Raw genomic sequence first — 19,908 nt, forward strand, 5'->3', positions numbered from 1 at the left:
GTGTTGCTGATAAACCTTTTATAAAAGGAAATAGGTCATAAATTAAACAGGCGTCAAAATTAGCGTATTTTTGTGGTTCGAGAAAAAATGAATATGGGTAATAATTTTAAGATGGTCGCTAAGACCTTATTCGGATTTGAGGAACTTTTATCTAAAGAGCTAAGAAATCTTGGTGCAAGTAATGTTGTAGAAGGTGTTAGAAATGTATCTTTTGAAGGAGATAACGGATTTATGTATAAGGCTAATCTTTGCTTGCGTACCGCAATTAAAATAATTAAACCTATACATTCATTTAGAGTTAGGGATGAAAATGATCTTTATAAGAAAATCTATGCAATGGACTGGACGGAATATCTTTCTGTTAGTGAAACTTTTGCAATAGATGCTACGGTAAATTCAGATCAGTTTACGCATTCTTTGTACGTGTCTCAAAAAACTAAAGATGCTATTGTAGATAAGTTTAGAGATACTGATGGTACTAGACCAGATGTTGATGTTAAAGATCCAGATTTACGTATTAATATTCATATTCACAATAATGAATGTAATGTATCATTGGATAGTTCTGGTTATTCATTACATAAAAGAGGGTACCGTACAGCTACTAATATTGCTCCTATTAACGAGGTACTTGCCTCAGGTTTACTTTTGTTAAGTGGTTGGGACGGTCAATGTGATTTTATGGATCCTATGTGTGGTAGTGGTACTATGTTGACAGAAGCGGCAATGATAGCATGCAATATACCTGCAAATATTAATAGAAAGAGTTTTGCTTTTGAAAAATGGACAGATTTTGATGCTGAACTATATGAGAAGATTGTAGAATCTAGTTTGAAGAAAACAAGAGAGTTTCATTATAAGATTATTGGATATGATAAAGCACCTTCAGCAGTAAGAAAGGCGCAGGATAATATAGAGAATGCTCATTTAGAGGATTATATTACCGTTGAAAGAAAAGATTTTTTCAGAACTACCAAACAAACCGAAGGACCTTTACATATGTGTTTTAACCCTCCTTATGGCGAACGTTTGGATATAGAGATGGAAAATTTTTATAGTGCTATTGGAGATACTTTAAAACAGGGATATCCAGGAACCAATGCTTGGTTTGTAACTAGTAATTTACCTGCCTTGAAATTTGTGGGTTTACGGCCTTCTAGAAAAATAAAGGTTTTTAATAGTCACCTAGAATCTAGGTTAGTGAAATACGAGATGTATGAAGGTAGTAAAAAAGCTAAACATCAAAACAGAACTGAGAAATGAAATTAAAACACAAAGTATTAGTATTTAATTTTTTAGCTTTCGCAATACTTTTTATTGTGTTCCGTGTAGTATTGTATATGACTTTAACAATTAGTTCAATTTATTTATCTGTAATTGCCGCAATTTTAGCATCATTTTTAGCTCCTAAGTTTGCTGTGGCCAAAATTAAAGGTGTTGAAAAAATTGTAATGAAATGGATTTTTATCAAAGGGTTTAAGGTTTTATAAACCTTCGTTCTGTCTTGGTGGCGGACCTTGGGGTTCGGTTGAACTTTCAATTTTTTTCTTTGCTTTGTTCTTCTTTTTGTAAAGAGGCAAGAAGTATGAGATGCTGAAGTTGTATCCAACACCAAAATTACTATCCCAAGTAACTTTATTAAAGCCGGGAACCCATAGGTTTGGAAAACGTTCATCTTCTTTTTGGCTAAGAATGAGTCCTAAGCGCACACTAGCGCCAACATACACATTATGTAATAATTCTACTTTAGTACCAAATACACCTTCTAGCCAGGTTGCTGAAAGCCCTGAGAAGTTCTCGGGAGTATCAGAACCATTGGCGAAGTCATCCGGATTCCAGTATCTATTGGTGTCAAAATATTGGTAGTTATTTAAAGTATTGTCAAACGTACTGAATGCCAATCTACCTCCTATGTAAATAAGGTTACGTTCACCATACCAATTTGCATAGTTGTTTTTGTTGACCCCTATCTTAATGTAGTTACCTGAAGTTGTAAAATTGTAAAGATCTTCTTGTCTTGTTTTTTCTTCACTACCTAATTCTGCCGCTAAATACAAATTTTGTGTTAGTCGGTAATCGGCTACAATTTCAAACCCTGTATAATTATCATCTAACGAACTAGTGATTATCCTATTTAAATCTATACCTAACCTAAGTCCATAATATTGTTTGTGTTCAACCGTGTCTTTAGGGTTAAGGTCTATAGGTTTATTTTGACCTAATACGGTAACCGTGGTTAAAAGTACTATAAGACTAATGAAATATCTTGACATGTGTAGAATCTGAGTTGGTGACTAAAGACTGTGTGATTTCTATATCTTGAATCCAATTATCGGTATCTGCTGTTACATTTGCTGTTAGTTCATCATAATTGACAATAAAACCACATCCGCGTGAAAGAAAATCTTCAATTCTGGAATAAGAGAAATTAATGGTGTCCAGGTTTCCTGTTTCGGCACCATCATCATCAGACGCTGAGCTATTAATTAATATAAAGCTAGTACTGTCTTCATCTGTTTTTAGCGGTATGGAAATAGTGCTCAAATTACTGCGGTCTGTCACTGTATTTACGGTTATTGTTTGTCCTACACCAACAACCCTTAAAGTTGGAACTTCTTTTAAGGTGGATGTATCTTCGGCGTCGTAAAATTCTATGACCAACAAAGGAGTGTCACCTTCTACGCAGATATCATCTTTTTCACAAGATGAGATAAAGATTATTCCTAATAATAGTAGTAACCCGATGTGAATTTTTTTCATTTTAGGCTTTCTTTTCTAAAAGTACAACATTTTCTACATGATGCGTTTGCGGAAACATGTCTACAGGCTGAACCTTTGTAATGGTATAAATTTCCTTCATCAGTTCTAAGTCTCTTGCTTGTGTGGCGCTATTGCAACTCACATAAACTACTTTTTTAGGCGCAATGTTCAATATTTGCTGTACTACATCTTTATGCATACCATCACGAGGCGGGTCTGTTATAATAACATCTGGCACACCGTTTTGAGCAATAAACTGTTCATTGAAAACATTTTTCATATCGCCTACAAAAAAATCTACGTTTTCAATTTTGTTTCGCTCTGCATTTGCCTTGGCATCTAAAATAGCTTCTGGGACAGATTCAATTCCAATTACTTTTTTAGCTTTTTTTGAAACAAATTGAGCAATGGTTCCTGTGCCTGTATATAAGTCATATACCAATTCATCACCTTTTAAATCTGCAAAATTTCTGGTGATCTTATATAACTCATATGCTTGTTCTGAATTCGTTTGATAAAAAGATTTGGCGTTTATCTTAAACTTCAAGCCTTCCATTTCTTCGAATATATGGTCTCTACCAGAAAAACAGATAATTTCTTGATCGTATATGGTATCATTCTGTTTTGGATTGATTACATATAACAAAGATGTTATCTCTGTGAATGTTTTAGAAAGATGATTTAACAGCAACTCCCTTTTCTCTTTGTCATTTTCAAAGAATTGTACCAAAACCATAATTTCGCCAATAGATGATGTTCGTAACATTAATGTACGTAACATTCCATATTGGTTTCTTGGATTAAAAAAGGTTAATCCATTTTCAATCGCAAATCTTTTTGTTTCTAAACGAATTGCGTTTGATGGGTCTTTTTGAAGATGACATTTTTTAATGTCCAATATTTTATCCCACATGCCTGGTATATGAAAACCCAAGGCATTTTTGTTGTCAATTTGTTGATCAGATTGAATTTCGTCAAGAGTTAGCCAACGGCTATCGGAAAACGAAAATTCCATTTTATTTCTGTAAAAATATTGTTGCTCTGAACCAAGTATTGGTGTAAGCTCTGGTAAATCTAAATGCCCAATTCTTTTAAGATTGTTTTCTACTTCTTTTTGCTTATAAAAAAGTTGATGCTCATAGCCCATATCTTGCCACTTACAACCACCACATACATTAAAATGCTGACAAACTGGATCAACCCTTTTGTCGGAAAGACTATGGAAATTGATCGCAGTGCCTTCAAAATAAGCTTTTCGCTTTTTAGTGGTTTGTACATCTACCACATCACCTGGTACAGTATTGTTCAGGAAAATTACTCTACCATCTGGAGCTTTACCTATGGTTTTGCCTTTGGCAGCAGCATCGGTAACGGTTACATTTTCAAAAACTAAACGTTTCTTCTTTTTTCGCATAGCGCAAAAATAATGGGTTTCTTTGGATTGGGAATATAGTTAGTGATAGTATTAACATGATATTGAAACGTTTTAGCGTAAATTTTATGATTCATATTATAAATTTGTACTTTTGAAATTCTACAAGGATGATTTCTCTCCCACGCTGAATTTTCGACTCTTCGAAAGGAAAAAGGTATAGAAGGAATTGCTAAAGTTTTATTTAAAGTAATTTTATCATGTCAATTTTAGAAAACATCACATCTTCTAAAGATGCTATTGCATTAGAAGATAAACACGGAGCACACAATTATCACCCATTACCTGTTGTATTAAGCAAAGGTGAAGGTGTTTATGTATGGGACGTTGAAGGTAAAAAGTATTATGATTTTCTCTCTGCGTATTCTGCAGTTAACCAAGGTCATTGTCATCCAAAGATTGTTAATGCAATGACAGAACAGGCAAAGACCCTTACCTTGACCTCAAGGGCATTTTATAATGATATGCTTGGCAAGTATGAAAAATATGCTACGGAAACTTTTCATTTTGATAAGTTGTTGCCTATGAATACCGGTGCTGAAGCTGTTGAAACGGCACTAAAAATTTGTAGAAAATGGGCGTATGAGGAAAAAGGAATTGTAGAGAACAATGCTGAAATTGTTGTTTGTGAGAATAATTTTCATGGACGAACAACTACCATAATTTCTTTTTCTAACGATCCTGTTGCCCGAAAGAATTTTGGACCGTATACAGACGGATTTATTAAAATAGAGTATGATAATCTTTTGGCTCTAGAAGAAGTTTTAAAATCAAACACGAATGTTGCAGGTTTTTTAGTGGAACCTATACAAGGTGAAGCAGGAGTTTACGTGCCTTCTGAAGGTTATTTAAGCGGAGCCAAAGCATTATGTGAGAAGTATAATGTACTATTTATTGCAGATGAAGTACAAACCGGTATCGCTAGAACCGGTAAAATGATCGCTGTAGATTATGAAGAGGTAAAACCAGATATTCTTATTTTAGGTAAGGCATTGTCAGGAGGTGCATACCCAGTTTCTGCTGTTTTAGCAGATGATAGGATTATGGGAGTTATTAGACCAGGTAACCATGGTAGTACTTTTGGAGGTAACCCTATAGCGGCTGCTGTTGCCATAGCTGCTTTAGAGGTGGTAAAGGAAGAAAAATTAGCCGAAAATGCTTTTGAACTTGGTGAACTTTTTAGAGATGAACTCAATAAGTTTATTCCGCATACAGATTTGGTAAATAGTGTTCGTGGTAAAGGTTTATTAAATGCTATACTTATTAACGACAGTGAAGATAGTTCTACTGCATGGGATATTTGCATGGCACTTAAAGAAAATGGTTTACTCGCTAAACCTACACACGGTAACATAATAAGATTTGCGCCGCCATTGGTGATGACAAAAGAACAGCTTTTGGATTGTGTTTCTATTATAATTAAAACACTGAAAGAGTTTAAAAATTAATAATAAAAAAATCCCCGATGTAAGTCGGAGATTTTTTTTGATTATTGCTTTTATTGAAAATCTGCAGTAGTAAATAATGCGATGATCAATCCAAAATAAAGAATACAAAATATCAGATAAATTAGCGATAATGCTAAACCGATATAAGAGAGAATTCTTCCCGTATTAATATTTTCGTATCCTCTATAATTACCAGGGTTTGCTTCAAAATAACGCTTTGCGTTTTTTGCATTGCTCAAACCTATAAAGCTGAATATAGCCCCAAAAGGACCACAGCAGAAAAGGGTTAATACAATAGATAAAATGCCAAAAGTTAATGCATTGCTAGAGCCTGGTATTTGTTGATATTCGGAATTGTTCATTTAATTATTGTGAATATTGTTCAGACATAATTCTAACTTGTTCCATATATGCATCCCAACCTCCAATGCTCATTATACCATAGATAGAATATGCTAAATATAAAATTCCTAATACCAAAACGACAATTGAAATGGTTTTAGTCGTTTTTAAGGTACTGTAGTTGGAATAGTTTTCCGGATTTTTCTTGTATAGTTTTTCGTCTTTTGATGCTAAGAAAAATGCTATCCCGCCTAAAATAATACCAGGTAGCCCCCCTATACAACAGCAGACAAATCCTATAATAGAAAGAACTAAGGCTATTGTTACGTTGGGTAATTTTTGTTGTTCCATAATGTAAAGGTTTAATTAAATGAATTTTAAAATGTAATTGGTTAATATAAAACCTACGGTACATACCGCAAGAGTAATGGTAATATGATTAGAATATTTAATGGGAAAAAATTTGTTGACTCCTAAGAAGGTAAATAATGCTAGCATAGGGTAAATTGCAGGATACATTAAAAAAGCGGAAACAAATTCGCCCTTGCTCAAAAATAATAAAGAACGTTGCAATCCACATCCAGGGCAATCTACGCCAAGCAACTGTTTAGTAAAACAGGGCAGCATAAAATTTTCTAATGCTAAAAAAAGAATTAATGCCTTTATGCGCATCTGTAAATTAATTAATAGTCGGAAAATTACCATTATTTTTGTGTTTACAAAACAAAAACATGTCTCAATTTAAGATTGGCGATACCGTAGAAACTATAGATGATGTTATAAAGGGCGTTGTCGAATCTGTTATTGATGATACGGTTACACTCATAAGTGAAGAGGGTTTTCCTTTAACATTTACAGCTAGTGAACTTGTATTGGTTTCTAATGAGATAAGGGTCAGTAATTATGAAGTTGCCAAGATTAAAAAAGAAAAAGAATTACCTAAGCGAAAAAAAACAACTGTTCTAAAGCCAAAAGAGCGTACTGCACCCAAAATGGAAGTTGACCTCCATATTAATCAGCTTGTTAAAAATCCTAAATCTATGGGCAAGTTTGATATGCTGAATCTACAATTAGATACCGCTAAAAGGCAGTTGGACTTTGCCATTAATAAACGCATACAAAAAGTAGTTTTTATTCATGGTGTGGGTGAGGGGGTGTTAAAAGAAGAACTAGGTTATTTGTTCAGAAAATATGACAATGTTAAATTCTATGATGCGGACTACCAAAAATATGGCTTGGGCGCTACAGAGGTATATATTTTCCAGAATTATTAAGTAGTTACTCTATAGATGTGGTTACCGTACCAAATTCATTGATCTGTAAATCTGTAATTCTACTACCGTTCTCATTTAAGAAGGTAACACCACTTAGTTGAATGGTATGGGTAAACAAGGTGTCGTTCTCTGTTGTGGTCGTAACAAATATAGTGCCGCCTTCGGCTTCGATCTCTTCTGAAACAGTGGGGGTTATTGGTGGTGGTGAGTCACAAAAATAACTACTGGTAACGGTCTCTGAAAAAATTCTGTAAGTAACTTGTGAGCTACCGGGCACGGCGCTTTCCCTATCCGTAGTAGTTGCTGAGTTTTGAATTAGAGAACTGGCCAAAGTTAAAATTAAAGCTTCATCATCATTTATCTTGAAAACAACATTTTCTACATTGACCGTAATTTCATCACAAAACTCTATTTCGTCAATACTATCAAAATCTACGGTTTCTATTTGTAAATCGCCATCATCGCAAGCCAACAACAAAAACAAGCTGCCAAGTAAAAGATATTTTTTCATAGATCAAATTTAATTTAAAATTTGGAAATCTGTCTGTTGCATTACGGTCATTTATAGGTTAATTAACTATTTTTGCCCTTTATTTATTTAAGAGTACGCATATATGAAACATGTATATTTAGATAACGCAGCAACTACTCAAGTACACCCAAATGTTATAGCTAAAATGCAAGAGGCTTTGGCGGTTTATGGCAACCCTTCTTCAACGCATAGTTTTGGTAGAACGGCTAAAACAGCTATTGAAAGTGCGCGTAAAACCATTGCTAAATATATGAATGCCCAACCTTCTGAAATAATATTTACTTCTGGTGGTACCGAGGCGGATAATATGATTCTAAGATGTGCCGTACGTGATTTAGGGGTTACGACTATTATTACGACAAGAATAGAGCACCATGCTGTTTTACATACCGTAGAAGAATTGGAGGAGAAAGGGCTAATAAAATTATTATATGTTGATCTTGATGCCTATGGAAATCCAGATTTAGCACATTTAGAATCTTTATTGCAAAAAGATGATTCTAAAAAATTGGTGAGCCTAATGCATGTTAATAATGAAATTGGGAATAAGATAGACTTAGAGGCAATTACCCTATTAAGCAAAAAGTATGGGGCTTTGGTGCATTCTGATACTGTACAATCTTTAGGACATTATAATTGGGATGTAAAAGCTTTTCCTATTGATTTTTTGGCTGCTGCAGCTCATAAATTTCATGGTCCAAAAGGTGTTGGTTTTGCTTTTATTCGAAAAAATTCTGGTCTTGGGTGTATGATTTCGGGCGGTTCTCAAGAAAGAGGCTTACGGGCAGGAACAGAATCATTCCATAACATTGTAGGTTTGGAAGAGGCTTTTAAACATGCCTATGACAATTTGGACACAGAAAAGAAATATGTAGAAGATTTAAAGTCTTATTTTATAGATCAGGTGAAGTCTGCTATACCAGGTGCCAAATTTAACGGACACTCTGGAGATTTGGAAAAAAGTACTTATACCTTAGTTAATGTTTGCTTGCCAATTGAAGAAGAAAAGGCTATGCTACTGCTATTTAATTTAGATATGAAGGGTATTGCTTGTTCTAAAGGTAGTGCTTGCCAATCTGGTAGTGATATGGGCTCTCATGTACTAACACAAATTCTAAATGATGAAGATATGAAAAAGCCTTCTGTTCGTTTTTCATTTTCAACGTACAATACAAAAGAAGATATTGATTATACCGTCAATGTTCTTAAAGAAATAATTGAAGCGTAATTAGCTCTTGTTTCTATCGCGTTTGCGCTCTCTTTCGTACGGGAATTTCCTAATAGCTAATTTCATCATACGATCAATAAGATCGGTAGTGTTTTTACCTGTCTTTTTATTTATTTCTTTTTCATACTTCCATAGAAGTTTGCCGGTATTGCCATCACTGATCTTTATACCTATTCTTCCATAATTGGCACCGCCAGAGAAATAATCCGTAAAACTGAATTCTGTAGGTACTCCGTTGGACAATAGTATATTTAGATCTAACGTACCGCTTATGATGCCATCCACACCCAATATTTCACTTAACTCTTTGGTGGTGTATACATCAATATTCTCATAGCTAATATTTTTCTTAGCTAATATTGCAGCGGTATTTTCTATGTTTTGAAAGGTTACCGGTAATTTTTTCTTTTTACTTCGTTTAGAAAAATAGGTTTCAAGGGCATTTTGTACAGCATACCCTTCATTTTCTTCTAATCTCTTTTGTTCAGATTTAGATACTTTCTCATTAAGATCTAAATTGGTGAGAAAAGGTATGATCGCCAAAACCTGATGGTCTTCACTTAAGTGGTCAAAATTTGGACTCTCGTAAATGTTCTTTTGGGCTACGACTGTTAGGGTAGAAGTAAGTGCTATTAAGAAAAGTAATCTTTTCATTTTTATTTTTTATAGGCGAATTCCCAGTCTTAAATTTAATACTCTAGATGTAAGGTAGTTTGGAACGGCAAATTCATTTTTGCTATCCGCATCCCTTACCCAAGTATTGGTAATTGAATTCTGATTGTTGAAGAGATTAAAAATTTCAAAACCTAAACTCAATTCTTTAAAACTATGAAGCCAATGTGTACTTGAATATTGTTTGTCCTTGTTTGCAAAAATATAGGAAATTCCCAAATCTGCACGTTTATAATCTCTTAATCTATTCTGAAATATATATGGGTCCGCATAACTAGGAGAACCACCTAGAACACCGGTCTGGTATACCAAATTTAAATACATCTTAAAATCAGGAATGGTGGGTATGTAATCTTGAAAAAGAATGCCAAATTTAAAGCGTTGGTCGGTTGGTCTAGCTATATTACCTCTATTACCTCTATTTTCCTCTGTTTTCAAATAGCCTAGGCTAACCCAAGATTCGGTGCCCGGAACAAAAGCACCATTTAGTCGTACTTCTGCACCGTAGACATAAGCTTCGGTATCATTTGTTGCCGTATACCTAATGCGTACATCTTCTAGTGAATACGGATTTACATTGTTCAATTTTTTGTAGTACGCTTCGCTTATGAGTGTAAAAGGACGGTCCCATAATTGAAAACTATATTCATTGCTTGCTACCAAATGAAATGCCTTTTGTGCCTTTACAATAGGTTGTATAGTGCCAGTGCTATCTCTTAGTTCCCTGTAAAACGGGGGTTGGTGGTAAATGCCCGTAGAAAGTTTGAACAACATGTCTTTTTCCCAATTTGGTTTAATGGCAAATTGTGCCCTTGGGCTAACTACTGTTTGTGATACCTTATCAACACCGGCACCACTAACTGTCCAATGATGAGAGCGTAATCCTGCATTATAGTAGATATCTGTATTGTTCCAAGTTTTGTGGGTGCCAATTTGAATATATCCAGAAAAACGATTTGTTTTCACAAAGTTTAAAGCATTGAGACCATTATAAGCGACTAAAGGGGCGTCAAACGGTTCTGCAGGCTGGTTGTTCGTGAATTCTGCTCGTGGAGGTCTAATGGAATATCCGGCGGAATCTATAAACTCAGATTCTCTTAGTTGATCTCTTATGTCCTCGTGCGTATATTTTACGCCCCATTCCAAAAGCGAGTTGTTTTTGGTGTGGTTCCCTTTATGCTCTAAGTTGAAAATTAGAGCATCGAGGTCGTTTCTTGTTCTATTGAATTGTGACCCAATACCACGAGACGTTAAAACTTGGCCTGCGGTATCGCTATTTAAATTACTATCTATATCGCCCAGTTCATAAGCGGCAATTACATCTGAGTATTCCTCTTCTGTGGTATGATAGATTGATGAAATAAGTTTTATTGTCGTGTTTTCATCTAAAAAATAACTGCCTTTTAAAGCTGCTAAAGCAGTATTGTACTTGTTTGTTTCCTGTCCCTCATAATAAACGATCAAGGCTTGTGGGTTGTCTATAGTGCCAAAATTGGTTTGTCTGTTAATGGGTTCATTCTTGTAATCGTTGACCGAAATATTTCCTAGAAAATTGAATTGAAATTTGGGTGAGACATGGTAGGTTAAATAGCTTTGGACATCAGTGAATGAAGGGGTAAAATTGCTTTGTGTTTGTTGACTGTTTACTAATAATGCATTGTTTCTATAGCGAATTCCTGAAACCGAACTTAACTTTTTGTTTTTAGAAATCGTTTCTAAACTGGCACTAGCACCCAAAAAACTTAAATCTGCACGCAGGGAAAATAGGGTAGGCGTTTTATACTTAATGTCAAGTACAGAGGACATTTTATCTCCATACTTGGCTTGAAAACCTCCTGCGGAAAATTTTACATTTTGAACAAGGTCACTATTTACAAAACTTAACCCTTCTTGCTGCGCAGAACGAATTAAAAATGGTCTGTACACTTCAATTTCATTAACGTAGACCAAATTTTCATCATAGTTACCGCCTCGCACAGCGTATTGGGTACTCAACTCATTGTTAGAAGATACGCCCGGTAATAGTTTCAGTATGGTTTCAACACCAGAATTTGCGCCAGGAATTTTTCTGATTTTTTCTGGGGTAATGTTAAGAATATTATTGGTTGTTCTTTCTCCTGTAGCGGTAACGGTAACACCATCTATTTGAGTGACATCACTTTTTAAAACCGGATTGAATTCAAATGTTTCGTTCGTAGTTAGGATTAAATTTTCAAGAACTACATCTTTAAAGGCTACGTGAGAAAAGGAAATCGTATTTTCTTTATCTGCTATAATTTCCAGAAGGTAAAATCCGTCCGAGTCGGAAATTGTACCCAAATCCTTGGCCGTAATGTTCACATTGGGCAGCGGTTTATTGTTCTCATCTAATACAACACCCGAAATAGTAGCGTTCTGAGCAAAACCAATGGTGCTGCACAGCAGTATTATAAGGTTTTGTACATTGCTAAGTTTCAATTATTCTATTTTCTATAAAACGAAGTGGTCAAGGTATTTTCATTACCTACATTATCAGTAACGGTAACTTTAAGTACGCATTGCGTTTGGTCAGCAATCTTATCGTCAAAATTATACGTTAGCGTATTACGTTTTGGTTCGTATTCCATTAAAATCCATTCACCGTTCAAAGTTGCCTTGTAAGTATCTATACCACTAAGGTCATCTGCAATTTGAACACTTAGGTATTTATAATTGTTCAACCACTGCTTTTCTTTGAAATTTTTGGTTCTAATGGTTGGTGCAATAGTGTCTTTTGCTAAAGTATAGGTTCCTAAATTACGGGTACGAGTGGTAAATTCATTACCTCGTTTATAGGTGTTTGCGTGGCTAGGTCGTAGTTTAGAGTCTAACCTGGCAATGAATAACTGTTTTTGCTCTTCTTTTGAATATTTGGAAACATCAAAAGTTATTGTGAAATTTCTATGTGCAGGCACCGTATTGGTGTGTATGGTAACCGTGTCTTTTCCTTTTTTTAAGTCGATATAAAAATCTTCATAGAACGTGTTGGCAGGGAAATATACCTTAGCACCGTCCAAATCAAAATTATTAGGCCTTTTTGCTGTAATATAATTATCTGTGGTAATCGTTTCTTTTTTGTTGCCCAAAAGATTTTTCTTTCCAGTAACCGGTATGTTCATAACAAGTTTATTGCCTGCGAAATCCTTTATCAATAGTTTTGCGTTGTAGCTTAGACCTTCGTTAACCTTAATTTTTCCGTCATTGAACAATTCTTTATAAATACTTAAATTGTTACCTGGGGATTTAAAACTTTTTTGAATGCGCTGCCTATTTCTGCCATAGTAATCATAGTCTATTAAGGTGTTGATATACCTAGTTTCACCAAAGGAGAACGATTCAAAATCGTATAACGAGTACACTTTACCGTTAACACTGAGTTCTACACTGTAAACGCCATTTTTATTAGCGGCCATATCCAATCGGTCAAAACCAACAAAGCCTATGCCAATATCACCGAGCGCAGTTACGTCATCTGCTAAAAAAGAACCATCACTTTGTCTTTTGAAATTGACTTGGGTTCTGCTATAATTACCGTTTACATGAGATTGATCGGTTAGTGGGTACACAAATAGCTTCTCTAAAATCGGGTTAGTAGCATCTGCAACATCCATACCGTAGAGTAGCGGGTTGGTAGGTTTTTCAGAAATACTACTTCTTATCTCAAAATGCAAGTGCGGACCGGCAGAACCACCAGTGTTTCCGCTATAGGCAATTAGTTCTCCATTTGAGACCTTTAATTCGCCATAGTCGGGAAAAACTTCTACCTCAAATGATTTTTTATCGTATTGTATTTTTTTGATGTATTCTTCAATGGAAGGAGAAAATTTTTGAAGATGACCGTAAACAGAAGTATAGCCGTTAGGGTGTGCAATGTATAATACCTTACCATAGCCCCAAAGAGAAACTTTAATTCTAGTTATTGTACCATCACCAATTGAATTTATAGGAATACCTTCTCTTTGCTGTGTTTTTATGTCTACACCAGAGTGAAAGTGATTAGAACGCAGCTCGCCAAAAGTACCTGCCAAAATGATAGGTATGTCCATAGGTGGCGCAAAAACTCCTTTTGGATAATCTTTTTGTGCAAAAAGGGCAAAACAAAATAAAAAAAGCAGGCTTGTTGAGATTTTTTTCATAGGTAGAATGCAATACTGCGAAAATAAATAATCATTGACAATTCTATGAAGAACCTGTCGCTAAAATTAATATAAAGTAAAAGCGTTTTGCATAAGCAAAAATCAATTAAGATTTTATGAACTACGAATATTTCACAAAACTATTGCTAAGTCATAATATGTATGTTAACTTTGTGTAAATCGCATTGACGGTAATGTATGAGCGAATTAATTAAAATCGTTGATTCTTTAGAAAATAAAATTAGCAAGCTGTTGCATAAACTTGAGGTTTTGAACAATGCTAATATTGAATTGGAAAAAGAATTACGTACAATAAAATCTTCTCAAGAGAACGCTAGTAAAACAGTTTCTGAATGGGAAGAAAAATATAATTCGCTTAAACTTGCAAACTCAATGCTTGGCAGTAATACCAATAAAACAGAAGCTAAGCTTAAAATAAATACATTAATACGAGAGTTGGATTATTGTATAGCCCAATTATCGGAGTAATGTTTATAATAATATGTCAGATAAGCTCAAAATAAAACTTTCTATTGCTGATAGGGTGTATCCATTAACAATTGATCCCTCTCAAGAAGAAGGCTTGCGTAAAGCGGCCAAGAACATAGAACAGTTGGCTAAAAAATTTGAGCAGAACTATGCAGTTAGAGACAAACAAGATGTTTTGGCAATGTGCGCCTTACAATTTGCGTCTAAAATTGAACAGAATGGCATAGAGCAAGTAGAGGGTACCAAAGAGGCTGAAGAACGTTTAAAAGCGCTTGAAGACTTGGTAAATTCTAAATTAGCTTTTAAATAAAAACGTTCTTATAAATACATTAAGTTACTGCCCACATTGGTAATACCTTTTGACAAACTCAACATTTATTTTTTTTAAAAAGGGTGAGTTTAGATTGTAAAAGCAGGCCCTACTCGTATAGGGATTCTTGATCAGTCTGTTAGCCCTAAACCTGTTTACCGGAGTTTGATCAAAACTTCTCCAATGTGGGCTTTTTTTTATTAATAAATTACACTATGGATAGTACAATGATAGTTATAGCCGCAATAGTTGGGCTGGCAGTAGGTTTTGCGATTGCGAAATTTTTGGAAAAAGGGAAGGCCTCTAAAACCATAATCAATGCTAAAAAAGATGCTGAACGCATTTTAAAGGACGCTAATGCAGAAGGTGAAAGTGTCAAAAAAGAAAAAATATTACAGGCAAAGGAAAAGTTTTTAGAATTAAAGGCCGAGCATGAAAAAGTTATCAATACTAAGGATAAGAAAATCAATGATGCCGAAAAGAGAACTAGAGACAAAGAATCTCAAGTAAGTAGTGAGCTTGCTAAAAATAAGAGCATGAATGCTCAATTAGACAATAAGCTGAAAGAGGTTGAACAAAAAAGACAACTTTTTGAAAAGCGTCATGAGGAGTTGGATAAAATGCATAAAAGTCAAATTCAGCAACTAGAAGTTATTTCTGGTCTATCTGCGGATGAAGCAAAAAATCAACTAGTAGAAAGCTTAAAGGAAACAGCCAAAACAGATGCAATGGCCTTTATACAGTCTACTGTTGAAGAGTCTAAACTTACCGCACAACAAGAAGCTCGTAAAATTATTATCAATACTATTCAAAGAATAGGTACGGAAGAAGCTGTTGAAAACTGTGTGTCTGTATTCAATATAGAATCAGATGATGTAAAGGGGCGTATCATTGGTAGAGAGGGTAGAAATATTAGAGCTTTAGAGGCAGCTACTGGTGTAGAGATCATTGTGGATGATACACCTGAGGCAATTATACTTTCTTGTTTTGATTCGGTTAGAAGAGAGGTCGCAAGACTTTCGCTTCATAAACTGGTTACCGATGGTAGAATTCACCCGGCAAGAATTGAGGAAATCGTTAAGAAGACCGAAAAGCAGATAGAAACGGAAATTGTTGAAATAGGAAAGCGTACCGTTATAGATTTAGGTATTCACGGTCTTCACCCAGAGCTTATTCGTGCAGTGGGTAGAATGAAGTATAGATCGTCTTACGGCCAGAACTTGTTACAGCACTCAAGAGAAGTTGCAAAACTTTGTGGTGTAATGGCATCTGAACTAGGCTTGAACCCTAAAATTGCCAAACGAGCCGGACTTTTACATGATATAGGAAAAGTACCTAATACTGAAAATGAAGTGGAAACTCCACACGCTATCTTAGGTATGCAATGGGCTGAAAAATTTGGTGAGAAACCAGAAGTTTGCAATGCCATTGGAGCACACCATGATGAAATAGAAATGAAGACATTGATTGCGCCTATAGTACAGGTTTGTGATGCCATAAGCGGAGCAAGACCAGGAGCTAGAAGACAAGTGCTAGATTCATATATTCAACGTTTAAAGGATCTAGAAGAAATTGCCTTTGGGTTTAGTGGTGTTCAAAAAGCATATGCTATACAGGCAGGTAGAGAGCTTCGTGTAATTGTTGAAAGTGAAAAAGTAAACGATGATAGAGCTGCTCAACTGTCCTTTGAAATTTCTCAAAAAATACAAACGGATATGACCTACCCAGGTCAAGTGAAAGTAACGGTCATAAGGGAAACACGTGCGGTTAATGTTGCTAAATAATCGTAATTGACTTATCATATGAAAGCCTCTAGTATAGAGGCTTTTTTAATGCGTGCTAAAATAAATTTTATGATGGTTTAAATTTGTACCTGATATATTTATAATGTAAGAAACTTAGCAAGTGAAAAACTAAAAAACACCCCTTCTTTATTATTTTCACGGTTATTTATCCTTATTTGTCCACCCAGTTTCTCTATTAATGTTTTAATAGTCGTTAGACCAATACCCGTATCTTTAGCATCATCTGTGCCTAGTTTTTCAAAAAGTCCAAATACTTTTTTCCAATATTTTTCTGCTATTCCGGGTCCATTGTCTTCATAGGTGAAGTAATAAAAATCTTGGTCTTCATTAAATGTTACTATGATTTCAGTAGAAGGGGAGTTGGCGAATTTTAGACTGTTGGAAAATAAATCCCTAAATATTTGATCAAAACTATTTAAAGATTGGTTTATAATTTGATCACAATTGATCAGTTGTAATTTTACGTTATGGATATCTGAGTGCTTATGAAGTACTTGTTGCAACTCTTTTGTTACGTTAAACTTTTCTAATTTTATTTCAGCATTGGTTATAGAATTATAGTTGATTATACCGTTGATCAATGCCTCCATATACTCAACCCTGTTATCTATAGTGCCTAGATAACTTGGTATTTCGGTATCTTTAAGTAAATCATCATAATCTTCATTGATAAAGGCTACCATAGAACTTATGCCAAGTAATGGTGTTTTCATATCATGGGCTAGTCGGTAGGATAAATGTTTTAACTGGTCATTCTTTATACGTAATTCTTCATTGATTAGTTTTTGTTGAATGTTCTGCTTTCGTAGCTCTAACTGTGCTATTACCTGGTCAGCTAGATCTTTTAGGCAAGCTTGTTGCTTTTCTGTAAAAGCTTGTCTTGGTTTGGTATCTATAACGCAAAGCGTTCCAATAGAAGCTCCCTCTTTGGTGTTCAATGGAGCACCTGCATAGAACTGAACCGTTGGTCCGCCGGTTACCAGAGGATTGTCATAGAACCTGTCATCTTTATTGGCATCGTTTACGATTAATAAGGAATCTGGGGAATTAATGGCATGAGCACAAAAAGCAAGTTCCCTTGGTGTTTCGGTGGCGTCAATACCATGATGCGATTTAAACCATTGCCTATCTTTGTCAACTAAAGATACAAGTGCCATGGGTGTATCACATATTTCAGCAGCAATGCGTGTTATAGCATCATATTCCTTTTCTTCCAATGTGTCTAAAACATTGAAACTATTTAAAACCTCTAATCTAGTTTGTTCGTTTTTTGGTATTTCTGGTTTTACCATTTTTTTGGATATAACATATTACCTAACATTATAAATGTAAGTTTTTTCTTACTTATTAACGATTGAATTGCTAAAATGTTATATCTACAAGAACTTAAAAATACTTATTCGTCTGTTTGGGCTTCATCAGCAGATTCCCCTTCATCATCTTCTTTAAGTAGATTGTTTTTTAAAATATTTAGCTTTTTAAGTTTTGCTTTCCACGCAGCTAAAGATTCTTTGTGTTGGTTTACTCTTTTTATGACATCTTGAACTAAAGGATTGCTTTCAGAAGCATTTGAGAAAAATTGTAGATTATTCTCTAACTGTCTAATTTCATCTTTGCTTTCGTCGATCTTCTTTCTGATAAACGTACGTTCATTTTGTATAGCACGTTCTTGATTGTCATTATCAGCAAGCTGTTGAATTTTGTTTCCGTATTTCAATAACTCCGACTCTTGCTTGCTCACCCCGCATTTTTGATAGAGAGCGTCAATTATTTTATCGAATTTTTGGTTAATGTTTTTCTTTTTAAATGGAACTCTTCCATAACCTTTCCATTCTTCAGAAAACTTTTTGATGTCAGCAAGATCTTTAGACTTGTCGCCACTTAATTCAAAAGATTTAAGGCGGTCCATTAAAGCTTCTTTTTGCTTTAGATTTGCTTCTTCTTCTTTAAAAGCATCATTTTTAAGGGAATTTAATCTATCAAAATAGTGATTACAGGCCGTTTTAAATTCTTTCCATAATTTATCAGAATACTTTCTAGGTACATGGCCAATTTTTTTCCATTGTCCTTGAATTCGTTTCATTTCAGAAGTAGTAGTATCCCAATCTTCACTGTCTTTTAAAGATATCGCTATCTCTAATAATGCTCTTTTTTTATCTAAATTTTCTTGCTGCTCCTTTTTAAGGTTTTTGTAAAATGCGTTTTTATGCTGATTAAACTCTCTTACAGCGGCCTTAAAACTGTTCCATGTTTTAGAGTTTACTTTTTGTGGTACTTGTCCGGCCGTGAAAAATGCTTCTCTAAGTTCTTCTAACTTTTTAATCTGTTGTTGAAGCTTACCGTGATTGTCCGATACATTTTCGGTAAGGGTATTTATTTCAGCAATAATGGCATGTTTACGCTCTAGATTGTCTTCTTTTACTTTGTCAAGATTTTTAAAATAGTCTTGGCGTCTTTCATGTATAATTTTTGTGGCAGCACTAAATCGATCCCAAATTTCTTCTCTGTGATCTTTTCCTACCGGACCTAAATCTTCTTTCCAAATTTTATGCAGCACTTGTAATTCTCTGAAAGCCCTATTTAAATCTGGTTCTTTGGCAAGTTCTTCCGCTCTAGCAACGATCTTACTTTTTTCTTCAAGATTATGCTTAAAATCTAAATCTCTTAAATCTCTATTTATGTTAAGAAAGTCGTAGAATATTTCAATATGGTGATGGTAGGTTTTCCATACATTATTGTAATCTGCACGAGGTATAGGACCGGCATGACGCCATTTTGCTTGTATATCTTTAAAGTTGTTATATGTTGTGTTTATATCTTCTTCTACATTGACCAATGCCTTTAATTGCTCAATGAGATCTAACCTGTACGCTAGATTTTCTTTGTGACTTTTTTCTAGGCTTTTGTAGTACTGATTACGCTTTTCTCTATATTCTGTATATACTTCATTGAATTGTCTTTTGTCTACGGAATTGTATCTAAAATCAATTTCATTACCGCCATTCGCGATAAATTCTTCTTTCTTTTCCTCAATAAATTCATCAAATTTCTGATTGAATTCATCTTTGATATTGTCAACATGCTTTCTTATGGCCTGAACTTTTTCATTCTTTACCAATCGCTGTAGTTCACCAACCAAGTTTTCCATGTTCATTTCATGGTAGTCTGGCATAGGAATTTCGTGTCTCTTTTCTGTATCACTATCTTCTGCATCTTCAGCGTTAGAATCGTCAATTTCGTTCATGACGTCAGTTTCTACGGCAGATTCATTTGATTCAGGTACATTTTCTTCAGGTTGCACTGTTGAATTTGTACTGTCATCAACAGTTTCTTCTACCTTGCTTTCAATTGCTTGGGCAGTAGTTTTTTCTTCCGTTGAATTTTCTTGTAGCTTTTGTTGTTTATCCTCAGACATAATCCTATGTTATATGCTTACAAGATAGCAACAACCCTAGTACTGGC

At 34.7% G+C, this 19,908-nt stretch carries 20 protein-coding genes and 1 other RNA gene; 9 read left to right on the forward strand and 12 right to left on the reverse strand.

The features are described from left to right. The first annotated feature begins 93 nt into the window (after positions 1–93). A complete protein-coding gene (locus tag YQ22_RS14285) occupies positions 94–1,263 on the forward strand; it encodes a THUMP domain-containing class I SAM-dependent RNA methyltransferase (RefSeq protein WP_071341725.1) in 1,170 nt (389 codons plus the stop codon). Continuing rightward, positions 1,260–1,490, forward strand: a complete 231-nt coding sequence (locus tag YQ22_RS14290; protein ID WP_071341726.1) for a hypothetical protein — start codon at positions 1,260–1,262, stop codon at positions 1,488–1,490. Before YQ22_RS14285 ends, YQ22_RS14290 begins: the two co-directional genes overlap by 4 nt. On the opposite strand, the gene YQ22_RS14295 is transcribed toward YQ22_RS14290, so the two are convergent. From YQ22_RS14295 to rlmD, 3 genes are read right to left on the reverse strand one after another with little or no spacing between them, the layout of a single operon-like run. Beyond that, entirely contained in the window at positions 1,485–2,273 is a 789-nt protein-coding gene (locus YQ22_RS14295; RefSeq protein WP_071341727.1) for a DUF6048 family protein, read from the reverse strand. The two genes, YQ22_RS14290 and YQ22_RS14295, sit on opposite strands and share 6 nt — an antisense overlap. Further along, positions 2,254–2,760 carry a DUF6452 family protein gene (locus tag YQ22_RS14300; protein ID WP_071341728.1) on the reverse strand — a complete coding sequence of 169 codons (507 nt, stop codon included), beginning with the start codon at positions 2,758–2,760 and terminating at the stop codon, positions 2,254–2,256. The genes YQ22_RS14295 and YQ22_RS14300 overlap by 20 nt, the downstream gene beginning before the upstream one ends. 1 nt (position 2,761) lies before the next feature. Continuing rightward, on the reverse strand, positions 2,762–4,174 hold the full coding sequence (gene rlmD / locus YQ22_RS14305; protein ID WP_071341729.1) for a 23S rRNA (uracil(1939)-C(5))-methyltransferase RlmD: 1,413 nt from the start codon (positions 4,172–4,174) through the stop codon (positions 2,762–2,764). Positions 4,175–4,392: 218 nt separating this feature from the next. Between rlmD and rocD the strand changes: the two genes are divergently transcribed. Then, positions 4,393–5,640 (forward strand): ornithine--oxo-acid transaminase, encoded by a 1,248-nt coding sequence (gene rocD, locus YQ22_RS14310; RefSeq protein ID WP_071341730.1) that lies wholly within the window; start codon positions 4,393–4,395, stop codon positions 5,638–5,640. 50 nt (positions 5,641–5,690) lie between these two features. Here the strand turns inward: rocD and YQ22_RS14315 are convergent, their stop codons facing one another. Genes YQ22_RS14315 through YQ22_RS14325 form a run of 3 tightly spaced genes read right to left on the reverse strand, consistent with a single transcriptional unit; the run spans position 5,691 to position 6,687 of the window. Then, a complete protein-coding gene (locus YQ22_RS14315) occupies positions 5,691–6,002 on the reverse strand; it encodes a CCC motif membrane protein (RefSeq protein WP_058103379.1) in 312 nt (103 codons plus the stop codon). A gap of 4 nt (positions 6,003–6,006) precedes the next feature. Continuing rightward, complete coding sequence (locus tag YQ22_RS14320) at positions 6,007–6,333, reverse strand: CCC motif membrane protein (protein WP_071341731.1); 327 nt, start codon at positions 6,331–6,333, stop codon at positions 6,007–6,009. Between the two features lie 15 nt (positions 6,334–6,348). Then, positions 6,349–6,687 (reverse strand): DUF2752 domain-containing protein, encoded by a 339-nt coding sequence (locus tag YQ22_RS14325; protein WP_335625982.1) that lies wholly within the window; start codon positions 6,685–6,687, stop codon positions 6,349–6,351. Positions 6,688–6,713: 26 nt separating this feature from the next. Between YQ22_RS14325 and YQ22_RS14330 the strand changes: the two genes are divergently transcribed. Then, positions 6,714–7,256 (forward strand): Smr/MutS family protein, encoded by a 543-nt coding sequence (locus YQ22_RS14330; RefSeq protein ID WP_071341733.1) that lies wholly within the window; start codon positions 6,714–6,716, stop codon positions 7,254–7,256. A 4-nt stretch (positions 7,257–7,260) separates the two neighbouring features. Here YQ22_RS14330 and YQ22_RS14335 read toward each other — a convergent pair whose 3' ends face one another. Next, entirely contained in the window at positions 7,261–7,767 is a 507-nt protein-coding gene (locus YQ22_RS14335) for a hypothetical protein (protein WP_058103375.1), read from the reverse strand. Between the two features lie 103 nt (positions 7,768–7,870). Between YQ22_RS14335 and YQ22_RS14340 the strand changes: the two genes are divergently transcribed. After that, complete coding sequence (locus YQ22_RS14340; protein ID WP_058103374.1) at positions 7,871–9,016, forward strand: cysteine desulfurase family protein; 1,146 nt, start codon at positions 7,871–7,873, stop codon at positions 9,014–9,016. Here the strand turns inward: YQ22_RS14340 and YQ22_RS14345 are convergent, their stop codons facing one another. From YQ22_RS14345 to YQ22_RS14355, 3 genes are read right to left on the reverse strand one after another with little or no spacing between them, the layout of a single operon-like run. Next, complete coding sequence (locus YQ22_RS14345; protein WP_058103373.1) at positions 9,017–9,670, reverse strand: hypothetical protein; 654 nt, start codon at positions 9,668–9,670, stop codon at positions 9,017–9,019. 9 nt (positions 9,671–9,679) lie between these two features. Continuing rightward, on the reverse strand, positions 9,680–12,145 hold the full coding sequence (locus YQ22_RS14350) for a TonB-dependent receptor (RefSeq protein ID WP_071341734.1): 2,466 nt from the start codon (positions 12,143–12,145) through the stop codon (positions 9,680–9,682). Positions 12,146–12,150: 5 nt separating this feature from the next. Continuing rightward, entirely contained in the window at positions 12,151–13,842 is a 1,692-nt protein-coding gene (locus YQ22_RS14355; RefSeq protein WP_071341735.1) for a M23 family metallopeptidase, read from the reverse strand. Positions 13,843–14,040: 198 nt separating this feature from the next. Between YQ22_RS14355 and YQ22_RS14360 the strand changes: the two genes are divergently transcribed. The 4 genes from YQ22_RS14360 (at position 14,041) to rny (ending at position 16,425) form a co-directional block, all read left to right on the forward strand. After that, a complete protein-coding gene (locus YQ22_RS14360) occupies positions 14,041–14,331 on the forward strand; it encodes a hypothetical protein (protein ID WP_071341736.1) in 291 nt (96 codons plus the stop codon). Between the two features lie 13 nt (positions 14,332–14,344). Then, the gene (locus tag YQ22_RS14365) at positions 14,345–14,641 is read left to right on the forward strand and encodes a cell division protein ZapA (RefSeq protein ID WP_058103369.1); all 297 of its coding nucleotides are present in this window, start codon (positions 14,345–14,347) and stop codon (positions 14,639–14,641) included. A gap of 56 nt (positions 14,642–14,697) precedes the next feature. Next, positions 14,698–14,808: non-coding RNA, 6S RNA (ssrS, locus tag YQ22_RS14370), on the forward strand. A gap of 48 nt (positions 14,809–14,856) precedes the next feature. Next, on the forward strand, positions 14,857–16,425 hold the full coding sequence (gene rny / locus YQ22_RS14375) for a ribonuclease Y (protein WP_058104281.1): 1,569 nt from the start codon (positions 14,857–14,859) through the stop codon (positions 16,423–16,425). A 98-nt stretch (positions 16,426–16,523) separates the two neighbouring features. Here the strand turns inward: rny and YQ22_RS14380 are convergent, their stop codons facing one another. Both YQ22_RS14380 and YQ22_RS14385 read right to left on the reverse strand, forming a co-directional pair. Further along, entirely contained in the window at positions 16,524–17,738 is a 1,215-nt protein-coding gene (locus YQ22_RS14380) for a sensor histidine kinase (RefSeq protein WP_071341737.1), read from the reverse strand. Between the two features lie 104 nt (positions 17,739–17,842). Beyond that, positions 17,843–19,861: a DUF349 domain-containing protein gene (locus YQ22_RS14385; protein ID WP_071341738.1), complete on the reverse strand. Its 2,019-nt coding sequence runs from the start codon at positions 19,859–19,861 to the stop codon at positions 17,843–17,845. Positions 19,862–19,908: the final 47 nt, after the last annotated feature.

This window comes from Maribacter sp. 1_2014MBL_MicDiv, assembly GCF_001865655.1.
Classification (GTDB): Bacteria; Bacteroidota; Bacteroidia; order Flavobacteriales; family Flavobacteriaceae; genus Maribacter; species Maribacter dokdonensis.

What these genes read in the sequence shown, in the direction of transcription:
- YQ22_RS14335 (WP_058103375.1), bottom strand. Translation starts at nt 7,767, where the DNA reads ATGAAAAAATATCTTTTACTTGGCAGCTTGTTTTTGTTGTTGGCTTGC.
- YQ22_RS14365 (WP_058103369.1), top strand. Translation starts at nt 14,345, where the DNA reads ATGTCAGATAAGCTCAAAATAAAACTTTCTATTGCTGATAGGGTGTAT.
- YQ22_RS14360 (WP_071341736.1), top strand. Translation starts at nt 14,041, where the DNA reads ATGAGCGAATTAATTAAAATCGTTGATTCTTTAGAAAATAAAATTAGC.
- YQ22_RS14385 (WP_071341738.1), bottom strand. Translation starts at nt 19,861, where the DNA reads ATGTCTGAGGATAAACAACAAAAGCTACAAGAAAATTCAACGGAAGAA.
- YQ22_RS14330 (WP_071341733.1), top strand. Translation starts at nt 6,714, where the DNA reads ATGTCTCAATTTAAGATTGGCGATACCGTAGAAACTATAGATGATGTT.
- rlmD (WP_071341729.1), bottom strand. Translation starts at nt 4,174, where the DNA reads ATGCGAAAAAAGAAGAAACGTTTAGTTTTTGAAAATGTAACCGTTACC.
- YQ22_RS14325 (WP_335625982.1), bottom strand. Translation starts at nt 6,687, where the DNA reads ATGGTAATTTTCCGACTATTAATTAATTTACAGATGCGCATAAAGGCA.
- YQ22_RS14300 (WP_071341728.1), bottom strand. Translation starts at nt 2,760, where the DNA reads ATGAAAAAAATTCACATCGGGTTACTACTATTATTAGGAATAATCTTT.
- rny (WP_058104281.1), top strand. Translation starts at nt 14,857, where the DNA reads ATGGATAGTACAATGATAGTTATAGCCGCAATAGTTGGGCTGGCAGTA.
- rocD (WP_071341730.1), top strand. Translation starts at nt 4,393, where the DNA reads ATGTCAATTTTAGAAAACATCACATCTTCTAAAGATGCTATTGCATTA.
- YQ22_RS14320 (WP_071341731.1), bottom strand. Translation starts at nt 6,333, where the DNA reads ATGGAACAACAAAAATTACCCAACGTAACAATAGCCTTAGTTCTTTCT.
- YQ22_RS14345 (WP_058103373.1), bottom strand. Translation starts at nt 9,670, where the DNA reads ATGAAAAGATTACTTTTCTTAATAGCACTTACTTCTACCCTAACAGTC.
- YQ22_RS14290 (WP_071341726.1), top strand. Translation starts at nt 1,260, where the DNA reads ATGAAATTAAAACACAAAGTATTAGTATTTAATTTTTTAGCTTTCGCA.
- YQ22_RS14285 (WP_071341725.1), top strand. Translation starts at nt 94, where the DNA reads ATGGGTAATAATTTTAAGATGGTCGCTAAGACCTTATTCGGATTTGAG.
- YQ22_RS14340 (WP_058103374.1), top strand. Translation starts at nt 7,871, where the DNA reads ATGAAACATGTATATTTAGATAACGCAGCAACTACTCAAGTACACCCA.
- YQ22_RS14315 (WP_058103379.1), bottom strand. Translation starts at nt 6,002, where the DNA reads ATGAACAATTCCGAATATCAACAAATACCAGGCTCTAGCAATGCATTA.
- YQ22_RS14295 (WP_071341727.1), bottom strand. Translation starts at nt 2,273, where the DNA reads ATGTCAAGATATTTCATTAGTCTTATAGTACTTTTAACCACGGTTACC.
- YQ22_RS14355 (WP_071341735.1), bottom strand. Translation starts at nt 13,842, where the DNA reads ATGAAAAAAATCTCAACAAGCCTGCTTTTTTTATTTTGTTTTGCCCTT.
- YQ22_RS14380 (WP_071341737.1), bottom strand. Translation starts at nt 17,738, where the DNA reads ATGGTAAAACCAGAAATACCAAAAAACGAACAAACTAGATTAGAGGTT.